This is a genomic window from Ensifer sp. YR511 (genome assembly GCF_900103045.1).
Classification (GTDB): domain Bacteria; phylum Pseudomonadota; class Alphaproteobacteria; order Rhizobiales; family Rhizobiaceae; genus Ensifer; species Ensifer adhaerens.
In genome coordinates, this window is the sequence record NZ_FNGR01000001.1 from 407,451 (window position 1) to 426,205 (window position 18,755).

25 protein-coding genes and 2 tRNA genes are annotated in these 18,755 nt (G+C 61.7%); 11 read left to right on the forward strand and 16 right to left on the reverse strand.

Going from position 1 to position 18,755, the window contains the following annotated elements:
* Positions 1–22: 22 nt before the first annotated feature.
* Positions 23–757 carry a hypothetical protein gene (locus BLU15_RS01980; protein ID WP_090294083.1) on the reverse strand — a complete coding sequence of 245 codons (735 nt, stop codon included), beginning with the start codon at positions 755–757 and terminating at the stop codon, positions 23–25.
* 778 nt (positions 758–1,535) lie between these two features.
* Here BLU15_RS01980 and BLU15_RS01985 point away from each other — a divergent pair.
* Entirely contained in the window at positions 1,536–2,222 is a 687-nt protein-coding gene (locus BLU15_RS01985) for a S24 family peptidase (RefSeq protein WP_244546691.1), read from the forward strand.
* 177 nt (positions 2,223–2,399) lie between these two features.
* Here BLU15_RS01985 and BLU15_RS01990 read toward each other — a convergent pair whose 3' ends face one another.
* A complete protein-coding gene (locus BLU15_RS01990) occupies positions 2,400–2,777 on the reverse strand; it encodes a hypothetical protein (RefSeq protein ID WP_162744913.1) in 378 nt (125 codons plus the stop codon).
* Positions 2,778–2,928: 151 nt separating this feature from the next.
* Complete coding sequence (locus BLU15_RS01995) at positions 2,929–3,177, reverse strand: hypothetical protein (RefSeq protein ID WP_034793442.1); 249 nt, start codon at positions 3,175–3,177, stop codon at positions 2,929–2,931.
* A gap of 241 nt (positions 3,178–3,418) precedes the next feature.
* Here BLU15_RS01995 and BLU15_RS02000 point away from each other — a divergent pair, with 241 nt between their 5' ends.
* From BLU15_RS02000 to BLU15_RS02010, 3 genes are all read left to right on the forward strand, one after another.
* A complete protein-coding gene (locus BLU15_RS02000) occupies positions 3,419–3,850 on the forward strand; it encodes a hypothetical protein (protein WP_060516136.1) in 432 nt (143 codons plus the stop codon).
* On the forward strand, positions 3,847–4,038 hold the full coding sequence (locus BLU15_RS02005; protein ID WP_060516135.1) for a hypothetical protein: 192 nt from the start codon (positions 3,847–3,849) through the stop codon (positions 4,036–4,038). Before BLU15_RS02000 ends, BLU15_RS02005 begins: the two co-directional genes overlap by 4 nt.
* 101 nt (positions 4,039–4,139) lie before the next feature.
* Positions 4,140–4,544 carry a heme-copper oxidase family protein gene (locus BLU15_RS02010; RefSeq protein ID WP_060601179.1) on the forward strand — a complete coding sequence of 135 codons (405 nt, stop codon included), beginning with the start codon at positions 4,140–4,142 and terminating at the stop codon, positions 4,542–4,544.
* Positions 4,545–4,579: 35 nt separating this feature from the next.
* Here BLU15_RS02010 and BLU15_RS02015 read toward each other — a convergent pair whose 3' ends face one another.
* From BLU15_RS02015 to BLU15_RS02025, 3 genes are all read right to left on the reverse strand, one after another.
* Positions 4,580–4,732, reverse strand: a complete 153-nt coding sequence (locus tag BLU15_RS02015; RefSeq protein ID WP_090294085.1) for an entericidin — start codon at positions 4,730–4,732, stop codon at positions 4,580–4,582.
* A gap of 323 nt (positions 4,733–5,055) precedes the next feature.
* Positions 5,056–5,469: a hypothetical protein gene (locus BLU15_RS02020; protein WP_090294087.1), complete on the reverse strand. Its 414-nt coding sequence runs from the start codon at positions 5,467–5,469 to the stop codon at positions 5,056–5,058.
* A 137-nt stretch (positions 5,470–5,606) separates the two neighbouring features.
* The gene (locus BLU15_RS02025; RefSeq protein WP_244546692.1) at positions 5,607–6,137 is read right to left on the reverse strand and encodes a hypothetical protein; all 531 of its coding nucleotides are present in this window, start codon (positions 6,135–6,137) and stop codon (positions 5,607–5,609) included.
* 202 nt (positions 6,138–6,339) lie between these two features.
* Here BLU15_RS02025 and BLU15_RS02030 point away from each other — a divergent pair, with 202 nt between their 5' ends.
* Together BLU15_RS02030 and BLU15_RS02035 are read left to right on the forward strand one after the other, a co-directional pair.
* Complete coding sequence (locus tag BLU15_RS02030; RefSeq protein ID WP_162731833.1) at positions 6,340–7,326, forward strand: glycosyltransferase family 2 protein; 987 nt, start codon at positions 6,340–6,342, stop codon at positions 7,324–7,326.
* Between the two features lie 223 nt (positions 7,327–7,549).
* Positions 7,550–7,792 (forward strand): hypothetical protein, encoded by a 243-nt coding sequence (locus BLU15_RS02035; RefSeq protein WP_090294089.1) that lies wholly within the window; start codon positions 7,550–7,552, stop codon positions 7,790–7,792.
* A 111-nt stretch (positions 7,793–7,903) separates the two neighbouring features.
* Here BLU15_RS02035 and BLU15_RS02040 read toward each other — a convergent pair whose 3' ends face one another.
* The 5 genes from BLU15_RS02040 to BLU15_RS38835 form a co-directional block, all read right to left on the reverse strand.
* A complete protein-coding gene (locus BLU15_RS02040; RefSeq protein WP_090294091.1) occupies positions 7,904–8,707 on the reverse strand; it encodes an FkbM family methyltransferase in 804 nt (267 codons plus the stop codon).
* Between the two features lie 5 nt (positions 8,708–8,712).
* A complete protein-coding gene (locus tag BLU15_RS02045) occupies positions 8,713–9,444 on the reverse strand; it encodes a class I SAM-dependent methyltransferase (protein WP_051659275.1) in 732 nt (243 codons plus the stop codon).
* Positions 9,441–11,012, reverse strand: coding sequence for a GMC oxidoreductase (locus BLU15_RS02050; protein ID WP_162731828.1), 1,572 nt, complete (start codon positions 11,010–11,012; stop codon positions 9,441–9,443). The genes BLU15_RS02045 and BLU15_RS02050 overlap by 4 nt, the downstream gene beginning before the upstream one ends.
* Positions 11,013–11,186: 174 nt before the next feature.
* Entirely contained in the window at positions 11,187–11,555 is a 369-nt protein-coding gene (locus tag BLU15_RS02055) for an Imm8 family immunity protein (protein WP_090294094.1), read from the reverse strand.
* A 6-nt stretch (positions 11,556–11,561) separates the two neighbouring features.
* A complete protein-coding gene (locus tag BLU15_RS38835) occupies positions 11,562–12,101 on the reverse strand; it encodes a hypothetical protein (RefSeq protein WP_143034192.1) in 540 nt (179 codons plus the stop codon).
* Positions 12,102–12,170: 69 nt separating this feature from the next.
* On the opposite strand from BLU15_RS38835, the gene BLU15_RS02065 reads away from it, so the two are divergent.
* Positions 12,171–12,371, forward strand: a complete 201-nt coding sequence (locus tag BLU15_RS02065; protein ID WP_060516129.1) for a hypothetical protein — start codon at positions 12,171–12,173, stop codon at positions 12,369–12,371.
* A 73-nt stretch (positions 12,372–12,444) separates the two neighbouring features.
* On the opposite strand, the gene BLU15_RS02070 is transcribed toward BLU15_RS02065, so the two are convergent.
* Positions 12,445–12,711: a DUF1127 domain-containing protein gene (locus BLU15_RS02070; protein ID WP_090294096.1), complete on the reverse strand. Its 267-nt coding sequence runs from the start codon at positions 12,709–12,711 to the stop codon at positions 12,445–12,447.
* 614 nt (positions 12,712–13,325) lie between these two features.
* On the opposite strand from BLU15_RS02070, the gene BLU15_RS02075 reads away from it, so the two are divergent.
* Complete coding sequence (locus BLU15_RS02075; protein WP_060516128.1) at positions 13,326–13,757, forward strand: GFA family protein; 432 nt, start codon at positions 13,326–13,328, stop codon at positions 13,755–13,757.
* A 284-nt stretch (positions 13,758–14,041) separates the two neighbouring features.
* Here BLU15_RS02075 and BLU15_RS02080 read toward each other — a convergent pair.
* A tRNA-Lys gene (locus BLU15_RS02080) sits at positions 14,042–14,117 on the reverse strand.
* A gap of 296 nt (positions 14,118–14,413) precedes the next feature.
* Here BLU15_RS02080 and BLU15_RS39820 point away from each other — a divergent pair.
* The gene (locus BLU15_RS39820) at positions 14,414–14,983 is read left to right on the forward strand and encodes a hypothetical protein (protein WP_210187426.1); all 570 of its coding nucleotides are present in this window, start codon (positions 14,414–14,416) and stop codon (positions 14,981–14,983) included.
* A gap of 134 nt (positions 14,984–15,117) precedes the next feature.
* Positions 15,118–15,193, forward strand: a tRNA-Lys gene (locus BLU15_RS02090).
* Positions 15,194–15,248: 55 nt separating this feature from the next.
* On the opposite strand, the gene BLU15_RS02095 is transcribed toward BLU15_RS02090, so the two are convergent.
* The 3 genes from BLU15_RS02095 to BLU15_RS02105 all read right to left on the reverse strand — a co-directional run bounded on the left by BLU15_RS02095 (position 15,249) and on the right by BLU15_RS02105 (position 18,267).
* Entirely contained in the window at positions 15,249–16,166 is a 918-nt protein-coding gene (locus tag BLU15_RS02095) for a PhzF family phenazine biosynthesis protein (RefSeq protein ID WP_090294097.1), read from the reverse strand.
* 251 nt (positions 16,167–16,417) lie between these two features.
* Complete coding sequence (locus BLU15_RS02100) at positions 16,418–17,158, reverse strand: NUDIX hydrolase (RefSeq protein WP_090294099.1); 741 nt, start codon at positions 17,156–17,158, stop codon at positions 16,418–16,420.
* Between the two features lie 2 nt (positions 17,159–17,160).
* Positions 17,161–18,267 carry an endonuclease/exonuclease/phosphatase family protein gene (locus tag BLU15_RS02105; RefSeq protein ID WP_034793373.1) on the reverse strand — a complete coding sequence of 369 codons (1,107 nt, stop codon included), beginning with the start codon at positions 18,265–18,267 and terminating at the stop codon, positions 17,161–17,163.
* Here BLU15_RS02105 and BLU15_RS39430 point away from each other — a divergent pair.
* Complete coding sequence (locus tag BLU15_RS39430; protein ID WP_176960260.1) at positions 18,239–18,634, forward strand: hypothetical protein; 396 nt, start codon at positions 18,239–18,241, stop codon at positions 18,632–18,634. The genes BLU15_RS02105 and BLU15_RS39430 overlap by 29 nt on opposite strands.
* Positions 18,635–18,755: the final 121 nt, after the last annotated feature.

Sequence of the window (18,755 nt, forward strand, 5' to 3'; positions counted from 1 at the left end):
CTCGTTGACGCAGGCCAGCCGCTCAGTGAGCGCGGTAATCTCCCGGCCCAAGGTCGAAAGCCGGGCCTCCGCCGGCGAAATCATCATCTCTGAATAGGTCATTGTTCTCGTTTCCGTTCAGTTGGTTTTCGATTGTCTGCCTGCATTCCCGCTGATGGCGGGCAAAGGCGGTCTCGTGTGGCGGCGCCTGGGGGTGATGGCCGCGACGGGCCTGTCCGCCACCGCGCAACCCGCGGCCGCCGGCATTGCGCATCCAGTTTCGCCAGGCGGCGGCCCAGTCGAGCTTGGTCGCATCGCGTCCGGATTTGGCGCGCCAGTAGTCGCGGAACTTGTCGAACTCGACGCCGGCCTCGGCCCGGCCGAAGCCGAGGCCGGCGGCGAAGCCCCAGTCGGGCTCGAAATCTTCAGGCAGCCGCATCGCCCGGCCGCTCCCGTTGCGCCGCGAGCCTGCCGCATCCGGAACGGCTGCAGCCGGAACCGGCCGGTCGGCGTCCCCACCCGGATTCGGGTCGGGAGAGTTAGTTTCTTTAGGGGGTGTGGGGGAGCTTTCTTTATCAGAGAGGGCACCGTCGGCCGTCACCGTGACATCGCGTGACGTCACGCGGGCCCGACGGCGCTGCTGCCTTTCGCGGTCGCCCGCCCGGCGGCGCTCGATCTCGGATACGTGCCCCGCCTCGGCAGCGCGCACGGCAGAAAGGATCATCTCGGGCGACGCGCCCGATTGAACCAGGGCTTCGACGATTGCGGTAATGCGCATGCGCTCAAGCCCTCGCCGGCCGGCGGAAAGGAGGGCGCACCACCTGGCGGGAGAAGACGCCCGCCACCCGGCTTGGACGACGAAGCCCGGCCTTGGAACCGACGTCCCCGGTCGCCAGCCGCCCCGGAGTTTCACACGTCGGCAAAACCCCGCGCCCTCCCGGCGCCTTCCCTGTCAAATCATTGTCAGCCATGCCGCTTCCCATGCTTTCCCCTTTGGCCGTGCCCATTGGCACGGCCATTCGTCGCGCCTGCCGCGCGCCCGCTTCCGATTGTTCTTCCCGTCACCGGCCGGTCGCCTTGCCGCCCACCGTCAGGCAAGCAGCCGATCGCCTTCGCTGTCCCCTCCCGGTGTCAGGGGGGCCACGCCTCCGCCGAAGGAGGCACTGCAACGGCCGAAACCCGTGACCTTGGCGCCGCCGGCACGCACTGGCTGCGCGCCGGCTGCTCTCCACCGACGTGGCGCACGTCACCGACCACGGACCGTCATCGGCCCGCGTGGCAACCATGCGCCGGCGCGCCGGCATCGATTGGAAAAGCGAGAGGTCGCCGGGGAGGAAACGACGGCCTCTCACCTGGACCACCGCACAAGATGCGGCGATCGATGCTGAATGCGCCCCCTGGTTGGCATCGGCTGAAACGGATCGATCATCCGCATCCAGTCCGCTTGCTGGCCCACTGGGCGCCGTGACGGTTGCTGCAGCGGTTTCTGCCGCTCATTTCCGTTGACATCCTATTCATAGTAGGATTTCTTATTGCCATCAAGAGGAAAAATCCTATTGGACGACGGAAACGAAATCTGGGATGCCAGTGCCATGGACGAATTGCGCCACCTCATCCGGGAAGCAGTCGACGCGAAGAAGACGACCTACAAGGATCTGTCGATCGCGATCGGGAAGAACCATGCCTATATCCAGCAGTTCGTGGAGCGGGAGACGCCGCGGGAACTGCGCGAGCGCGACGCCCGCGCGATCGTCGAGCTGATCCAGGGCGCTGCCGCCGCCGGCGAAGCCGCGCCCAGACGCGCGCCGGGTTTTGCGCCGCAGATCGTGCCCGGCGAGCAACTCGTCGGCCATCGCGACCTGCCGATCTTTGCGGCCGCGCAAGGCGGCGACGGCCATGTGATCGTCACCTTCGATGCGGTCGAATATGTCAAGCGCCCGTCCGTGCTCGAGGGCGTCAAGGGCGCCTACGGCATCTACCTCACCGGCAGCTCGATGATCCCGGCCTATGAGCCGGGCGACATGGCGCTCGTCCACCCGCACCTGCCACCCACGCGCGACAAGGACGTGGTGCTCTACCACGTCCCCCCCGCCAACGATGCCGAGGCAATCATCAAGCGGCTCGTCTCGTTCAACGACCGCGAATGGACGCTGAGGCAATACAACCCCTCCCTGGAGTTCACCGAAAGCCGGGTCGAATGGTCCTTCTGCCACCGGGTCGTCGGCAAATACAGCGCGCGGTAAACGGGGCGAGCACCACAAACAATCACAGGATTTTAAAGAGATTGAGCGGCAATCCGGTCGGGATCGCCGAGCAGCCGCCGCTTAGGTACGCCGCAATTTTTCAGCCCGCTCGTCGCGCTTTAAGTCTTTGATTTCTCGCCCATCGCCGCCGCAAACAGCACAAATAAGCGAGTTGCCTTAGTCGGAACACCGATCGACCAAGGCCTGAAAAGCAGCGTCAACCGCTGTCCGAGGGCTGTTTGCGACCACCCAGATCGGATCGGCCGCAGCGACGACCCTATCACCGGAACCACCAAGGTCAGCCGCCCGAACCGCCTCGAAAATGGCGCAGGCGCGCTTGCTCCTGCGATTGTACGCAAGCTCGAACATGGCCTCTGGAGGCCCGGCAGGATCGGCAAACACCTGCACGACATAGGCCCGAAATCCGCGCCTGTCGTCGCAAAAATTGATCTGTCGCAGGAGAACGGGGCTCAACTCGGCCTCGTCAACCGGAATGGGCGAAGACCAATATTGACCGGTAGACGGCTCGCCGCTTGCACGACTGTCGACGGACATCATTTCACGCCTCCCAACATTGCGCGACGACATTACCACGGCGCGCCCGGCTCGTAACCAATGAACATTGAGTGGCTCCCAAGCGGTGAGCGCCTTCTTCGACCGCTCACGGATGTGACCGTTACGGGCCACCCCTGCCCGGCGACAGCCGTCACGCCGCCATCGCCTCCTCGATCTCCGTGGGCAGGTCGCCGATCGTAAAGAGCACCCTGGCATCCTCGAACTCACCGGTCGCCAGGTCGCCCGAGCGGCTGAAGGCGATCACCCCCACCTTGGTCGCCGCGAGCCTTTCGGCCAGCCGCTGGGCATGCTCGGGTCCGGTCGCCTGCACCGGATCGTCGGCGAGAAATGCGCCGCGGCTCCCCAGTGTGAAGCTCTGAACGACGAAGTAGGTGATCATCCCATGCTCCTTTTCCGCCACCTGGAATGGCGGCCCCACAGTGGCGCAATCACCCGAACAAAACAAGAACAAACAGTGCGTCATCGACAACTTGAACAAGGCAATTCCTGCCGGCAGTGTTTTTCCTATTGACTGAATGATAGGATTTTTCCTATATCTACATCAGAAACACAGCCGGAGGGGCCGACAGGAAACCCGCGAAGGGTGTTCCAGTGCGCACCTCGAACAGACGAGGTGAACGATGTCGGATGCGATCTCCGTGGGCGCCGCAACGGCGATGAGCGCAGCACCCTTTCTAAAGCGCCGAGAAATCATTCTCGCCATGATGACGCTCGGTGCCGGCACCTTCTGCGACGAGACCGACACGACGGGCACCACCTACCGAACCGCAGCCGACTGGCTCGATGTGCATGACGGCGAGCATGTGGAGCGGCTAATCCGCTTCGATCTCGACGCGCTTCACGGCGAAGATGTTACCGAGACCGTCGCCGATGCCTGGCTGAACGGTTTCGACCAGAGCCCCGAGCAGGAACACAGACTGCCCGCTTTCGTGCGAACGTCGCAGGCATGGGAACGCTGGTGCGCCGATTTCAGCGCGCAGTGCGCGCCTTTCGGCCAAACCGCCCACGGCACCCTCAACCACCGCCAGCAGTTCGGAACCAGCTTGCGATGACCGTCACGCTCGACAGATCCGCCCTCTTTGCAGCCATCGAAGCCTTCTGGGAAACCGAAGGCGGCAACGATCGCGGCATCGAGGCGGCGATTTCGGCTTACCTGCAGCACCAGGGGCTCACCACCTTCGACGGCATGGCGACGCGCAAACGCGCCGCGCTCGCCGCCGCCACCGCCCGGCCCGCCTGACCTTCGCCTGCCCGGACGCCCCCACACGCCCAATATTGGCAATCTCCAATCATTTGCGAACATGCTAATAGACAGCAAAGGCATCGCGGAGGAGACAGTCCATGCCAAGGCTTGCGCAACTCTATTTCAAGACCGCAATCATCTTCCTGATCATCGGCCTCTGCATGGGCCTGCACATGGCGATCAGCCAGGACCATGCAGCAACGCCGGCCCATGCCCATACGAACCTGCTCGGCTGGGTGACGATGGCGATCTTCGGCATCTATTACGCGCTCAACCCGGCCAAGGCCGAGCGGCGGCTCGCACTGATCCAGTATTATGTCTACACGTCAGGCGTCGCGGTGCTCGTGCCCTCGCTCTATCTGATGACGACAGGCAGGCCCGAGATCGAGCCCATCGTTGCCGCCGCGTCTATCGTCGCCTTCCTCGGCGTGCTGCTGTTTGCCGCGGTGATCTTCAGCAGCGCTGAAAGTCCCGCGCGCGCCAGCACCGCCCCATCGCGGTAGGTGGGCCGCTGCAGCCCGGGGCACCTCGTCTCGCGTCACTTCGATGTCGATTTCAGCACGCGATGGGTCGCATCGTCCAGCGCGTGGCCGGTTTCGACACCGTCCTGCCGAAAGCCGCGCGTCGTGTTGGCGCAAGCCGAAAGCATAAGCACCGCCAGGCACAGGAACGTCAGCATCGCCTTTGACATGATCGTCTCCGTCTTTTCCTCCAATCGGAAATGAAGCGCCGACCGACAAAGTCAATCGATAGCCTTGAAAAGCGACCAGTGAAGCGACCACAGGGGCGCGCCTGCCCGCCCGTGCGCGGGCCACTTTATTTTGGCAACCGTACCAGAATCAGCGAATCCGGCCTTTCCCGCTTCGGCGGATGCACGTTAGCTTCCGTACCGCGCAGTACGTTCTTTCTGGACTGCGCTTCCCCGCACCCCGAGCCATTTTGGGTGCCTGCTTGCCCCGCCCTCGTGCGGGGCTCTTTCTTTCTGGGGGCCTGCCGGGTCGTTACCAACCGGTCTCAATCAACCTTGAACACTGCGTCGCCGACGAAGACGATGACATATTGCCCGCCCTCACCCTCGCGCGCCCAGCCCTGCAGCACCGCTGCATAGGGTGCGCGCTTCCATGCGTCCGGATGGTCCGGATCGACGAGAACCGTGACCTGCGGTCCCTGGCGATAGATCATCATATGCGAACGCGCCGGATCCCACGCCTCGCCCAAGGTTTCGTCCGTACGCCAGAGACAGAGAAAGTCACGGCAAAGCTGCGGCCGGTCCTCATAGATCCGGCATCCCGCACCCGTGCAATGCCGACACCAGGCATTGGCCGGCTTCTCCAGCGCATCGATATCCGGCAGGCGGCAGCAGAGCGTACAGGTGCCGCAGGCGCGCTCGGCGAGCGGGGTGGCGCTGAAATCGGAAAGTGCGGTCATGCGGCGAGGTCTATCACCGTGCCCGGCCGCAAGGAAACCCGCAAAACTTCGACGTTACCTGACCGCCGACGCCGAACGATTGCCGGCGCCGGCCTATGTGAGAGAACGATCGCGATCGTCATGCGACCGCCCAGCCGTTATCCGATGCGCGGACAGCCGCTGCGGTTCGCCAGATAGATCCGGGCATATTGGCCGCGCCGGGTTTCGCCTTCAACGACGATCCGGTTGCGGCTCATGGCGGCAATTTCTGGATCGCGCAGCCCGGCGCGATAGGCCCGGCGCAACGCCTGACCGGTGCTGCAGCCGCGCGGGCGAACGTAATCTTCGTCGTCATAGCGCCGCTCGCGACGGAAGTCGTCGCCGTAATAATCCCGGTCCCGGCCGATATAGAGGTCGAGTGATTGCGCCGGCGAGACGGCCGGCATTGCGGTGACCGATCCCGCGGCCACCAGGGCCGCCATCAATAGCTTGCTCATCACGCTTGTCATGTCTGCCTCCTCCACTTCTTGGCGCATCAGCGCGAACGTGGATGAAGGAGAAACAGGATAGCGGCCAAAAAGTTTCGCAGAAAACGCTTTGACGTCAGGCTGCGCACCAGTGCCGGCCCGCTTGAATGCCGCCTTTTGCGATTGAAGGATACCCGCAGAAACTGTAGCAGCCGGGCGCACTCCACGTGTGCGAGCCACTCGACACAGCGATTTTCGCTCCCCATATCCGTGCGATCGTATGGATTGCCACGCCTGTGCTTTTGATTTAGTCCGGGTTCATATTGTTATGACAAATGTCGGAATGAGCATGACGGATATCGCGTATCCCTTCAAGAATCGATCCGATGCCGAGTCGATCACGGATCGAAGCTTGTTTGATCGCATCGCGACCTGGTACGAGACCACCAAGGTCGAGCGGCGCGAGCGCAGGATGAACCACGCGGTCGATCTGCGCTGCGTCAGCCCCCAGGGGCAGACGTCGCTCTATCCCGATGACCTGCCGCTGATCTTCCTGACCCGCAACGACGCCAAGCTCATGCCGGGCTTCCTCGCCCATTACCGGTCACTCGGGATCACCCGCTTCATCTGCGTCGACGATGCCTCGACCGACGGCACCCGCGAATATCTGCTCTGTCAGCCGGATGTCGACCTGTGGGCATCCTCGGTCCGCTACAAGGATGCGCGGCGCGGACGCGCCTGGAGAGAGTCGCTGTTCGCACTGTATGGTGGCGAACGCTGGTACGTGAACGTCGATTCCGACGAATTCCTGATCTATGACGATTGCGAAAACCGCACGCTCTGGTCGGTCATCCACGCGCTCGAGGGCCTGAAGATCTCGCGCCTCCCGGCACCGATGCTGGACATGTATCCGGTCGATCTCGGGGCCGCCGACATCGACCAGTTGCAGACAAGTGCCCCCTGGGAAGTCGCCGATCATTTCGACAGCCGCGGCTACACGCTGACGACGACGAAGCGGGCGATCACCATCAAGGGCGGCGCTCGCCACCGCGAGTTCGACTCGGACCTGGAAATGATCAAGTACCCGCTGATCTATTGGGACGAAGACTGTCGCTTCGGCCCTAGCATCCACCAGCCGCTCCCCTATCAGCGCAACTTCTCGTCTATTCTTGGCACGCTGCTGCACTTCAAGTTCTTTGCCGACTACCAGAAGGTCATCAACGACGCGGTGGCCGATGGGCAATATTTCGACGGCTCGGCGGCCTACGCGAAGATGACGGATGCACTCTCCAGCACTGGCGCCCTGCAACTCTTTTCCGAGTCTTCGATGAAGTTCGACGGATCGAAGCAACTGCTGCGGCTCGGCTTCATTACCGCGGTCCCGAAGGCTGCCGACGAAGGCACCCGCTAAGGCGGGTTTGTCGGTTCGCGCTTTCGCTTAGCCGGCTGTCGATGGGGAAAACCACCCGGCTCATGTTTATACTTCAGGGACAGCCGCACACGTCGGGCGGTCGCAGCCGCCCCACGCCACGTTTGGCATGTGTTTTTCAACCGACCCGCGAACCGGCCCGTTGATAATTCGACCAACCGCTCCATTTACAGCTTCAAGGCACTTAACCTGAGGAGAAGCCTTGATGAATCGAAACACCATCATCGGTATCGTGGTTGTGGTCGTGCTCATTGTACTTGCTGTGATGTTCCTGAAACCGGGGGCGAACCAGCAGGCAACCGAGACAGCGCCGACAACGACGACGACACAGCCGGCAACGACCGAGCAGCCAGCGACGACCCAGCAGCCCGCAACGACAGACCAGTCGGCTACGCCGCCAGCAACAACCACGCAGCCGACCACCACGCAGCCCGCGACGACCCCGTAAAGCCCGCGAGCACCCGGCGCCAAAAACGCAATCACCCACGGGCGTCGCCCGTGGGTGATTGTTTTATAGCGCTTTTTGTCCTGCCGAACGTGTAACGGTCGCGGCAAGTGCTCAGGGTACTAGGAGGATATTGCGCCGGCGTGGGCTGTCGCTGAAATCATAGGGGACAAAGGACAGCTTGCGGTGAGTGAAGGGGCTCGTCTTTGTCGTCTCCGGCTCGAAGGCCTGGTAGCCGAGCGAGAAGAAGTAGTCCTTCATCTCCTTGCCAACGGCCGCGCCGTGGCGCTCGAAATCCAGCTCCAGAAGCACAAAGGGTCGGTGGCGCTCGACAGTCTTGCGGCCGCCGCGAAGCACATTCATTTCAAAGCCTTCGACGTCAATCTTCATGAAGTCGACCGAGCGCAGATTGCGATTTTCCACGTAGCTGTCGAGCAACGTGACCACGACCTCGACCTCATCGTAGTTTTCGGCGCCTAGCTGCTTGTAGGTGTCGTTCTGCAACAGCGAACTCACCCCGCCGCGGATGTGGCCCTGCTTAATCTGAAACATTGTCATATTGGTTTCGGCGTCACCGAGGGCGAAGTCGTTGACGTTGAGGCCCGAATGACCGTTGAGCTTGGCGTTGGCGAGCAACTTGTGGCGGATATGCCTGACCGGCTCGAACGCATGCACATTGCTTGCATCGCCGGAAAGATGCGCAAACACGTTCGAATAGACGCCAATATTGGCTCCGACGTCGAGACAGATATGGCCGAACGCAACCAAGCGTTTAACGACGGCGAAATTGGTAAAGTCGTAGTGGTACTCGCCGAAGAAATTGCGTCCCTTCTTCAACTCGCGCTCGATCTTGTTGTTGTCCCCACAAAAGAAACGGCAGCCGTCAAACTCTTGTATTGAAAGCGAATCCAGAGACATCGGTGCTATTTCCTCACCACGGCTTGAATGTTGGAAGGCATCATCGAATCGATCTTGTGATCGTCGGTGTATTTCCACGTCGTATCGTACTGCTGGGTAATGAAGACGTCGAAGAACCGGGCCGAGCGCGCCATGAGTTCGATGAACGGGCGCGCCAGCGGAAACACGTCGCACTGCAGCAGAATGCGCTGCATCAGAATGCCGATCGTTTCGAACGGCATGCTCGAGCCGCGCAGGTCCTCGATCTCGCTCCAGTCCTTGAACAGCATCTTGAAGGAGAAGGGCGTGAAGTGGAAATAGTTCTCGGGCCCCTCGTGGAAGGAGAACACCGCCGAGGCGGAGATGATCAGCTTGCCGTTCGGCTTCAGGATGCGGCGCATGTCGTCGATCAGCCGCTGCGGATCGGGAACATGTTCGAGCAGGCCGGTGCAGAGCACGATGTCGTAGCTTTCGCTTTCGATGGCATCGAGATGGTAATGCGTGTCGACGACGAGATCGGCCTTCTTGCGATCGGACTTCGAGACCAGGAACGAGTTCGGGAAAAACTCAGTATAGTCAACGTCTTCGGTGTGAACGATGATCGTGCGCTTGTTGGAAGCATTTTCCTGGCATAGCCGGACCAGGTTCTTCGTCGAAAGCTTGCCCCCGAAGTAGTTCTTTCGCGAGAGCTTTTGCCAGCGCGTGCGTTTCGCCCGCTGTTCCTTGCCGCTAAGTTCCGGGGAAGTCATTTCCGTCATGGATTACCCGCCTTTGTTTTGTGGCGCTGGCATATCTTATCGGCGGTAAGCATTGCAAGCGCCATGACTGTCAGTACTGGATTGGCGTAGCCGTAGGAGGTGAAGACCGACGCGCCTGCCGCATAGAGATTGTCGACCCCGTGCACCCGGCCATCGCGATCGATGACGGACATGTCGGCCGAGCGGCCCATACGCGTCGTGCCCATGAAATGGGAATGGATGCCGGTGATGTCCCAGGGCTTGCCTGCCGGCGGCAGCGTCGAGATCAGCTTGCCGATATTGTGGCGCAGCAGCAGCCCGGAAAGCTCGTCCAGAAATTCGCGGATCGACGCCTGGTCATCTTCTGTCAGCGACCAGCGCACGACGCCCTTCGGCAGCCCATGGGGATCGCGCGCCTCGCTCAACTCGACCCTGTGCTCGGCATTGGGATGTTGGTCGAAGAAGCCGCGCACCACGAGGATCGAGCCGCCCGGCCCGAGCAACCCCATCTTGCCGATGACGTTGAAGGCGACCTGGCCGACAACCGCCAGAGCCGAGGTCAGGCGACGACGCAAGGTCGATTGCGGGCGATCGCCGCCCTCGCCGGCAGCCACCACGTGCTGCGCATGTTCGAGAAGCTTGAGCCCGATCGATTCAAAGCGCGGCGAAAACTGAACATAATGGTTCAGCTGGTCTCTCTTCTGACCCTTGCGCACGCCGACACCGAAGCGCAGCGAGCTGCTGCCGCTCTTGTGATCGCTGAACAGCGGCCCTGCCGTCTTCACCGTCTTGAACAGGTGAATGCGCCCGACATTCGCCTTCGGATGGGTGGAAAAGAAGCGGCCGATATTGTCGTTTGCCAAAAACCCGCCTTGGCGGCTGTTCAGCATGATGCGCGGGTTTTCGAGCCCGCCGGCGCAAAGCACGAATTCCGGGGCGGAAAGCTCCACGGTTCGCCCCTCGCCGATCGCCGCCCGCACCGCGCCGACGCGATCGCTGGCGGCGGTCGGGATCACCTGCAGCACGCGGCAATTATAGACGATGGTGAGATCAGGGTTCTTGCCCGCAAGCGCCTTCAGATAATCCTGACCGTTGAAGGCCGGACGGCTCCACTGGAACCGCTTGACCGAGACGGCCGGGTCGGAGACGAAATCCCGCCAAGGCGCCGAGCCGCCGTCATAGGCTGGCACCTGGTCGATAGCGCCGATCGGCTTCAGCTGCAGGAGTTCGATCGCCTGCTGGTAATATCCATCGAGTTCAGCGCGCTCCAGCGGCCAGTCGTTGCCGGACGTCAGGTCGACATCTTCCAGCGGCGCGACACGCCCGGACCAAAGATTGGTCGCGCCGCCGATCTGGAACGAAAGCCCGAACGGCTCCTGGTTGGCGATCTCGAAGAAGGGCGAGCTGTCGGAGTTGACGAGGTTGTCGCCGGTTTCAAGCAACGTGACCTTCAAGCCCTCCGCCAAGAGCCGCGTCGCCATGGCGCAGGCCGCAGCCCCCGACCCAACAATCAGCACATCGGAACCGATCGCCTGCAGGGCCTCGTCGCTGCACGCACGCGCGTCAATAATATTCCTGGTGTCCGTCATCGCTACTGCACTTCCACCCGCGGTTTCAAATGCCGGATGTCCCGACCTCGTCACCGTCATAGCTAATTGAGCAAACCGGGCAAGCGCGCTCGTCGATATAATCAGGGAAAACCGGCCCGTGCGGCCGGCGAGAGGCGGCGTTCACCAGTCGACCACCCAGAAGTCCGGGCGAGATCAGGTACTTTCCCACTCCCAGAAAAACCGCTTGCGCAGTTCCAAGAGGCTTTCTTCCCAACTGTCGCGCTGACTGGCGGCGAGCGCCTTGACCAAGTGCCCCTTGAGAACCGCGTGGCTGTAGCGTGGCAACGCCAGAAATCGCGTGTGCGGGGTCCGGCCGGGCCTGGTGTTGGGGGTGACCACCAGAACGGAAAAACTCTCCGCCCAGCTTTCCTCCTTCGTGCCGATCTCCAGCTCCAGCGTGAACTTCACGTCGTCTGGCGAAGTCGCCTCGGGTCCTTCATCGCAATCGAAGTCGAACTCCGTCCAGGCGCCCGGTAGCAGGCCGAAGGCGATGGCCGACTTCAGGTCGATCGCGCGAAACATCGGAAGTCAGCCCACCGAATCTGGCTGATCTTGCGCAGGCACGCGACCAGCAGTCGTCGGGCTTAGAAACAAAAACAACGCCAGCGCCACAGGGGCGACTGCTCCCCAGGCGCCAAGTGCCCTGCCAAGTCCGCCGGCTGCGACCGAATATGCATAGAGAAACAGGAAGGCGAGCCCTGAATTGGCAACGCCGAGATCGACCAGTCGTCGCAACGTCAGGAAAACCGCATAGCCGCAGCCGAAAATCAACGCCGATTTCGCTGGCCACCCTACTTCGTCAGCCGCCGCGAACGGAAACAGGGCTGCCACGAGCAAGGCGCACAGCGCGATGCCAAGCAGATAGTCCAATCGAGCAAGCGGGACCGTGGAGAGCAATATTCTTCTGACCCTTGCAAATCGCATCCGCCACGCCCGCACTAATTGAATGCCGGCGATATACACATCGCAGCCGCAAGGTTCTACTTCGATGTCCCACCGAGCTCGGAAACGCCGGGGGACGCGGCGCACCGATCGACAATTCCAAAGCCGCTCGACCTTTTCGGCCAAGCCATTGCCGTCTGTTCCCCTATCGCCCGCCAATGCTATCAATTCGGAACCCACCCACGGAGCCCCTGAATGCGCGTCGTCTTCCTCTCTTCGCTGCTGCTTCTGTCCTCCTGCATACCGCACATCCCGGAGGACGTTCTCGACGCCGGCTGGTGCAGGGAGATGGCGGCGGCAAGGGCGAAGGCGACCGGCAAGGGGCGGGAAAACCTTGCCGCGGCGATGATCAAGCATGACTGCGCGGCCAAGCTCGCCGCGCCAGTCCCCCAGTGAGCCGATTGCCCTCTGAGCCGTTGTTCATCGGCCACCGGTTGCTGCGGGAAAAGAGGCCCGCTTGACGCGGGCCTCAGTTGTGTCTCGTCACCGGATAGCCGACCGGCATCTGCCAGAGCGAGATGTCGGCGATCTCCGGCTTCTTCACGCCCTGTCCCGTCTCTGCGCCGATATCGCGCAGCATACGGTCGGAGAGGTGGCTGAGCTGGTTGAGCGTCCGCTGACGCCTCCAGGCAGCAAGCAGGAAAGCGCCGACCGTGCGGCGGAAGCCGAACGTTCGAAAAAGGTCGTCCATGATCGCCGGCAAGGCGCCAGCGGTGGTCAGTTGCAATTCGCGCATGATTTTTCCCGCCGCGCAAAGCGGTCGGGTCCTCTAGATTATGGATGCGCGCGGACACGGAACTACGTTCCGGAAGCCGGTCACATCAAGTCAAAATGGAAGATACGAAAAGGCGGAACTCAGGACGCAGTTATGCGCCGAAGTAATACACAGGATTACGGCACACTCGTCGTGACGGGTGAACCATTCCACCAGAGGCGCGCATCTGAACAAAATTGATATTCATCGTATGCCTCCTCTAGTTTGAGCTCCGATTTGGCGAAAATTACACAGGATTACTTTGTCGGCAAGAGGACAATCTGCAGACGCAGGATTGAAGATGCGCCTGTTGCATGACTGCAACACCAGCAATGCTGCGGGCTTTGTGAGCCTTTCGACCGCCCCTGGTTCGGGCGTGACCGTCATCAACGGAAACGATCCCAATTGCACCGCCAATTGAACGGAGCCTGCTGATCTCGAAAACATAGGGGCGACCGACGCCGAACGGTGCCGGCGGCACAACTGGCCGAGGGTCGGTCGCGCCGGCCGCGACGCCGGTGGCCCGCACTTGAGGATCCGTGATCCAGCCCTTATGGAACAGACATCAATTCGGCTCAGACCAGACGGATGTTTCCATGAATTTCGACGTTCAGGACCTAAACGGCGCCTGCCACTGCAAAACGGTTCGCTTCAATGTTCGGCTGAAGAATGGTCTTCATACGGCCCGCCGCTGCACCTGCTCATACTGCCAGCTGAAGGGCGCGGTTGCCGTCTCGGCGGCCAAAGACGGCGTGACTGTGCTTTCGGGCGGCGAGGCGCTGACCAAGTATCAGTTCAACACAAATGCAGCAGAGCACTTCTTTTGCTCGAAATGCGGCATCTACACCTTTCACAAGCCGCGCTCCAACCCCGATTTCTACGGCGTTAACGCAGCCTGCCTGGAGGGCGTGAGCCCCTTTGATTTTGAAGAATTGCCGGTCAACGACGGCATCAATCATCCGATGGACACCAAGGGCTCAACCGGCCCCCGGCTCGCCGGAACCCTGCGATATTTTCCGGCCAAGTGATTCACGAGCCCTGCAAGACACGGCGCGACGGCGGCCCGGCCGTCGCGCGTGCTTGGCGACTGATTGCCGGAAGACCAATTACGCTGGCCCAGCTCTGTCTTTGCGATCCTCATCCGCCGCCCGTCCCACGGGTCAGCGGAATGCGCGCCGCCCACTGGGGGCGCAACATCGAATCGGTATATTTTGCAACGGAAACGGGCCGTGACTTTTGCCCAGAAGCCCGGACACATGCGATCGGCCTAAGTATAGGAATTGTAATCTAATCAGCGCTTTAGAAGAAGTTTTGGTGGGTGATCACGGGCTCGAACCGTGGACCCGCTGATTAAGAGTCAGCTGCTCTACCAACTGAGCTAATCACCCATCCGCGACCGCTGCGGTGTGTCCCGCTGCTGTCGTGAGGGGGCGTATAAAGGCGTTCGGTTTGGTTGTCCAGCGCCTTTGTGAAAATCTTTTGAAAAATCTCGTGAGGCTAGAGCAACCCCTGTGGAGAACTCGCCCGCTATCAACCGGGCGCGTTCCGGCCACCCCTCGCGCATCCCTGCGGATACAGGCCACAGGGGAAACGCGACAAAAGACCCGTTTGACGCGAGGCGCATGGTCGGCATACTGCAGCGAGCCGGGCACACGAAACGAGCGATGATTGGAGAGGTATCCCCATGCGCAGCACGATCGCCGCAGGAATGCTCGTCGGTATCCTTGCCGGCTTCGCCACCGAGGCGAAGGCCGAAGTGCCGTTCTTCAACGCCACCTGCCCCGGCCGTATCGAGGTCCACGCCGATCAGGGCGGTCCCGTCTTCATCAATGGCAGCCAGGCCCGTCTGAAGCGGTTCAGCAGCGATTATTACGAGGCGAGCCAAGGACGAACCACGATCTCGATCAGCGTCAACCGCGATGGTTCGCCTTCAATCAGCTATACGCGCCGGGGCGTCGGCAACGGCGTCTGCCGTGTCACGTCTGCCGGCGGCAACACACGGCCACGCCCGGAACGCCCGCCGCAATACGACGACACGCAGCAGCCGGATCGTGTCGACGCAAGGATGATGCCGCGCTTCTGCCAGGGCGAAGCGTCTGCCGCCTTCGGCGTGCGTCCCAACCGGATCACCGTCAATATGGCCTTCCGAAGCGGCCGCTACTATTGGGTGCAGGGCAACTACGATGGCGGCCGCGGCGTCACCTTCTTCAACTGCCGCTTCGACCTCAGGGGCAACTTCATCGACGTGCGCTGACGACGGGGATGATTGAAGGCAAGAATCTAGCCGTCTCCGACCGCTCCGGCGGAAACGGCTGTGAGTTTATCATTGCGAGATGCAAATACCCTCTTGAGTGTGATGAGGTCGTGCGCTAAAGCGACGCCACGGATGGGTGATTAGCTCAGTTGGTAGAGCAGCTGACTCTTAATCAGCGGGTCCACGGTTCGAGCCCGTGATCACCCACCAAAACTTCTCTTAAGACGCTGATTAAGCTGAATTTTCCAAGTCTTATGCCGACGCCTCAGACGTAGAGTTCGCCGGCCGCAATCTTCACCGCATGGCCGCCGATGCGGGCGTTGCTGATCTCGCCGCCCGAGATGTCGAGATGCAGGTGAATGAAGGACGGCCGTCCCATTTCCACGCCCTGCTCGACCAGCACCGGATGATGGCCGTCGACGAACTGGTCGAAATAGTGGATCGCGCCGGAAAGGGCGGCAACGGCCGAGCCGGTTGCCGGATCCTCCAGATTGCCGGCACCAGGGCCGAACTTGCGGGCGTGAAAGCGCGCCGTGTGGTTCACGCCGCCGCGACAATAGACGTAAGCCGCGGCCAGCCGTCCCTCGGCCATCGGCGTCAGTTGCTCCCAGCGCAGCGAATCGAACTCGATCGACGAAGCCGCCGCCACATCATGCACCGGCACCATGACGAAGGGTGCGCCCGCGCTCCAGAACGACGGAACGTGATTCTCGAAACCGATCTGCGAGAGTTTCAGGCTTAGCGCATCGGCGATCGCCTGCCGGTCGAAGCGTGCGTCGAGCCTGACCGATTTTCGCGGCAGGTCGAATTCGGCAAAGCTCGCCTGCCCGGGCTTGAGCCGCACGGCGCAGCGCACCGGCCCTACCTTCTCCTCCAGCACCTGCACGAGGTCGAAACCTTCCTCGATCGCGCCACGCTGGGCCTCGGCGATCGCAATTGCCGCACCGACGGTCGGATGGCCGGCAAAGGGCAGTTCCTGGGCAGGCGTGAAGATCCGGAGCTTCGCCGTGTGCGCCGCACCGCCGGGCCTGCGGATAAACACCGTCTCCGACAGGTTGAATTCCTGCGCGATCGCCTGCATCGCTTCATCGTCGAGCCAGTCGGCACCGAAGACCACGGCCAGCGGATTGCCTTCCAGTCGCCTGTCGGTGAAGACGTCGTAGATCGCGTAGCTGAGCGCCATTCATGTCCCCTTGCGAATATGCGCGAACTTTGCAGCGTCGGGACGCGGGCGGCAAGGCTTAAAAGCGCCGGTACACAGCTCGGCGCGGATCACGTTTTCTTTAGCTCCGGCTCCGGCAGCACGCTACGCCGCTCACGCGGCCAAAAACCCTCCCGGCCGCAACCGGCGCGCATCCGCCGCCGCGCGGCCGCGTGGCGACCCCCGCTAAAACGCACAAATACAAGGAGATGCGACGTCCCGTTGATTCGAAATCAGAGCGGCTTCTCGCGCCGAAACAGCCAGTCGAGGATCGGCGGTATGAAGGGCGGATAGTTGTGCGCCACGGGATCCGGGCCGAAAACCGCGATCGCCTCGTCAATCTCCGGCTCCGGGTCCGCGGCAATGTGCTCCGCCACGCGCGCAACCAGCGCTGCCGCCGTCTCCGGATAGCGATAGACGCGGATGAGCGTCACGGCGCGGCCCATATGCAGCAGGTGATAGCCGGGCTCCACGGTCGCGAGCGAAAGGTCGATGCCGGTTTCTTCCATCGCCTCGCGGCGGATATTGCCGTCGATGTCGCAGCCGCCATCGACGATATCCTCGGGCTCGAGCGAACCGGAGGGGCTGTAGACCCGGCCCGGATTGGCGGTGTGCCCGCCCATGCGCACGAGGATCAGCGCACCATCGGAAGAAAGGATCGCCGGCATGGCAAAGAGATGAAAGGCACTCTTTGCCCGCGTCTTCCGCCACCAGAGAAAGGTCGAATAGGGCACCACATGCCCCTCGCCTCGCAGCCGGCCGTCCGCGATGCGAAGCGCCCTGAGCAACACCATCCGCCCGTCGAAGAGGTGCGGGTTGGCGGCAATCTCCCGTTGCCAGTTTTCCTGCGCGCGCTCCACCTCCTCCTGGTGAAACGGATGCGCCGCGCCGGTAACGCGGACATCCACCGCATCGATCGGGATGATGACGCCTTCATCCGGCCAGGCGTCCGTGTTACTTTCAAGCGCGCTCATGCTCACACATCCAGGGTGATGGCCACGGGGCAATGGTCGGACGCCTTCGGCCGGTCCCAGCCGGTGCGCGGATAGCGCTCCACCTCCAGATCAGGCGGAAAGATCGTGCGGAACGGCTGGCCGCCGCGAATGACCTCGGGCACCTGGTGCGCGTTGCGCTTGGCAAGCGCCGGCGAAAGCCAGATATAGTCGAGCTGGCAGAGATGCCGCTCCTGCGGCCCGCGGCTGTGGAACAGCGTCCAGCGATCCATCACCGGACGGCGCAGCATCGGGTTCTCGACAAAGCCGTCGCGGGTAAAGACGTCGAGCGAACTCGTCTCCTCCTCATGCGGCACGAACTGGTAGCCGGTGCGCCGGTCGCCGAGGATGTTCACCTTCTCCTGGTAATCGTTCATGTCGCCGCAGATCGCGAACATCTTGTCGGCCGTCTTCCCGCGGCCGAAGCGGCTTTCGATGATGTGGCGCACGGCCGAGGCTTCGGCCACGCGCAGCGGCATCGTCGCCTGCCGGCCGTCGAGCCCTTCGCGCGCCGGCCCCATCGACTTGAAATGCACCACGTAGAGCGTCAGCGGCCGCCCGCCGATCCTTAAGTCCAGCTCCAGGCAGTCGCGCTTGAAGATCCGGTCGGCCGGACGGTTGGTAAGCGCTATTCTGTCGTTGAAGAGGTCGAGGTCCTCATAGGTCAGCCCCGCATGGCTCTTCACGTCGAGGCATTCGATCGGCTGGCCGTCGCGCGTCTCCTCGCGCATCAGCACGGCGACGTCGATCCCGCGCGAATCATTGCCCTCTATCAGGTACTTCTGGCGATAGCCGTTGCCGACCATGCGAAAAAGGTAGTTGTATTCGAAGGCCTGCAGCGAGGCCATGTTGTCGGCTTCCTGCAGGCAGAGGATATCGGCATCGCAATCGGCAATCGCGAGCGCCGACATCTGCCGCGTATCGTCCGTATGCGCAATCGTGCGCGCCTCCTCCAGCCGCTGGTACTCGGCTTCCGTCTTCACGTCGAAGAGCCGGAGCACGCGGTCCTGTTTCAGCTGGTTGCGAAAGCCGGAAAAATCGAAGCGGCTCAAAAGGTTTTCGATGTTGAAGGTGGCAAGGCGAAGCGACATTTATCAATTCCGTGGCATGAAATGCGGGGAGCTTAAGCAATTCCAGGAAAAGTGTGAAACGGTTTTCCGTTCGGAATTGCGTCATCTCAAAAAGCAATTCCAGGAAAAGTGCGAAGCGGTTTTCCGTCCGGAATCGCGCCATCTCAAAAAGCAATTCCAGGAAAAGTGCGAAGCGGTTTTCCGTCCGGAATCGCGCCATCTCAAAAAGCAATTCCAGGAAAAGTGTGAAGCGCTTGTCCGTTCGGAATTGCGTCGCCTCAAAAGCAATTCCAGGAAAAGTGTGAAGCGCTTGTCCGTTCGGAATTGCGTCGCCTCAAAAGCAATTCGAGGAAAAGTGCGAAGCGGTTTTCCGTCCGGAATCCATTGAAAACCCGTACACCCCGGCGGCCTTCAGCTTCGAGCGCGACCTATCGCGTGGGACCGCCGCCGCAAATATGATCCATGTCATCCAGAACACGAACCAATGTGCTCATATGGCATTATCGCGT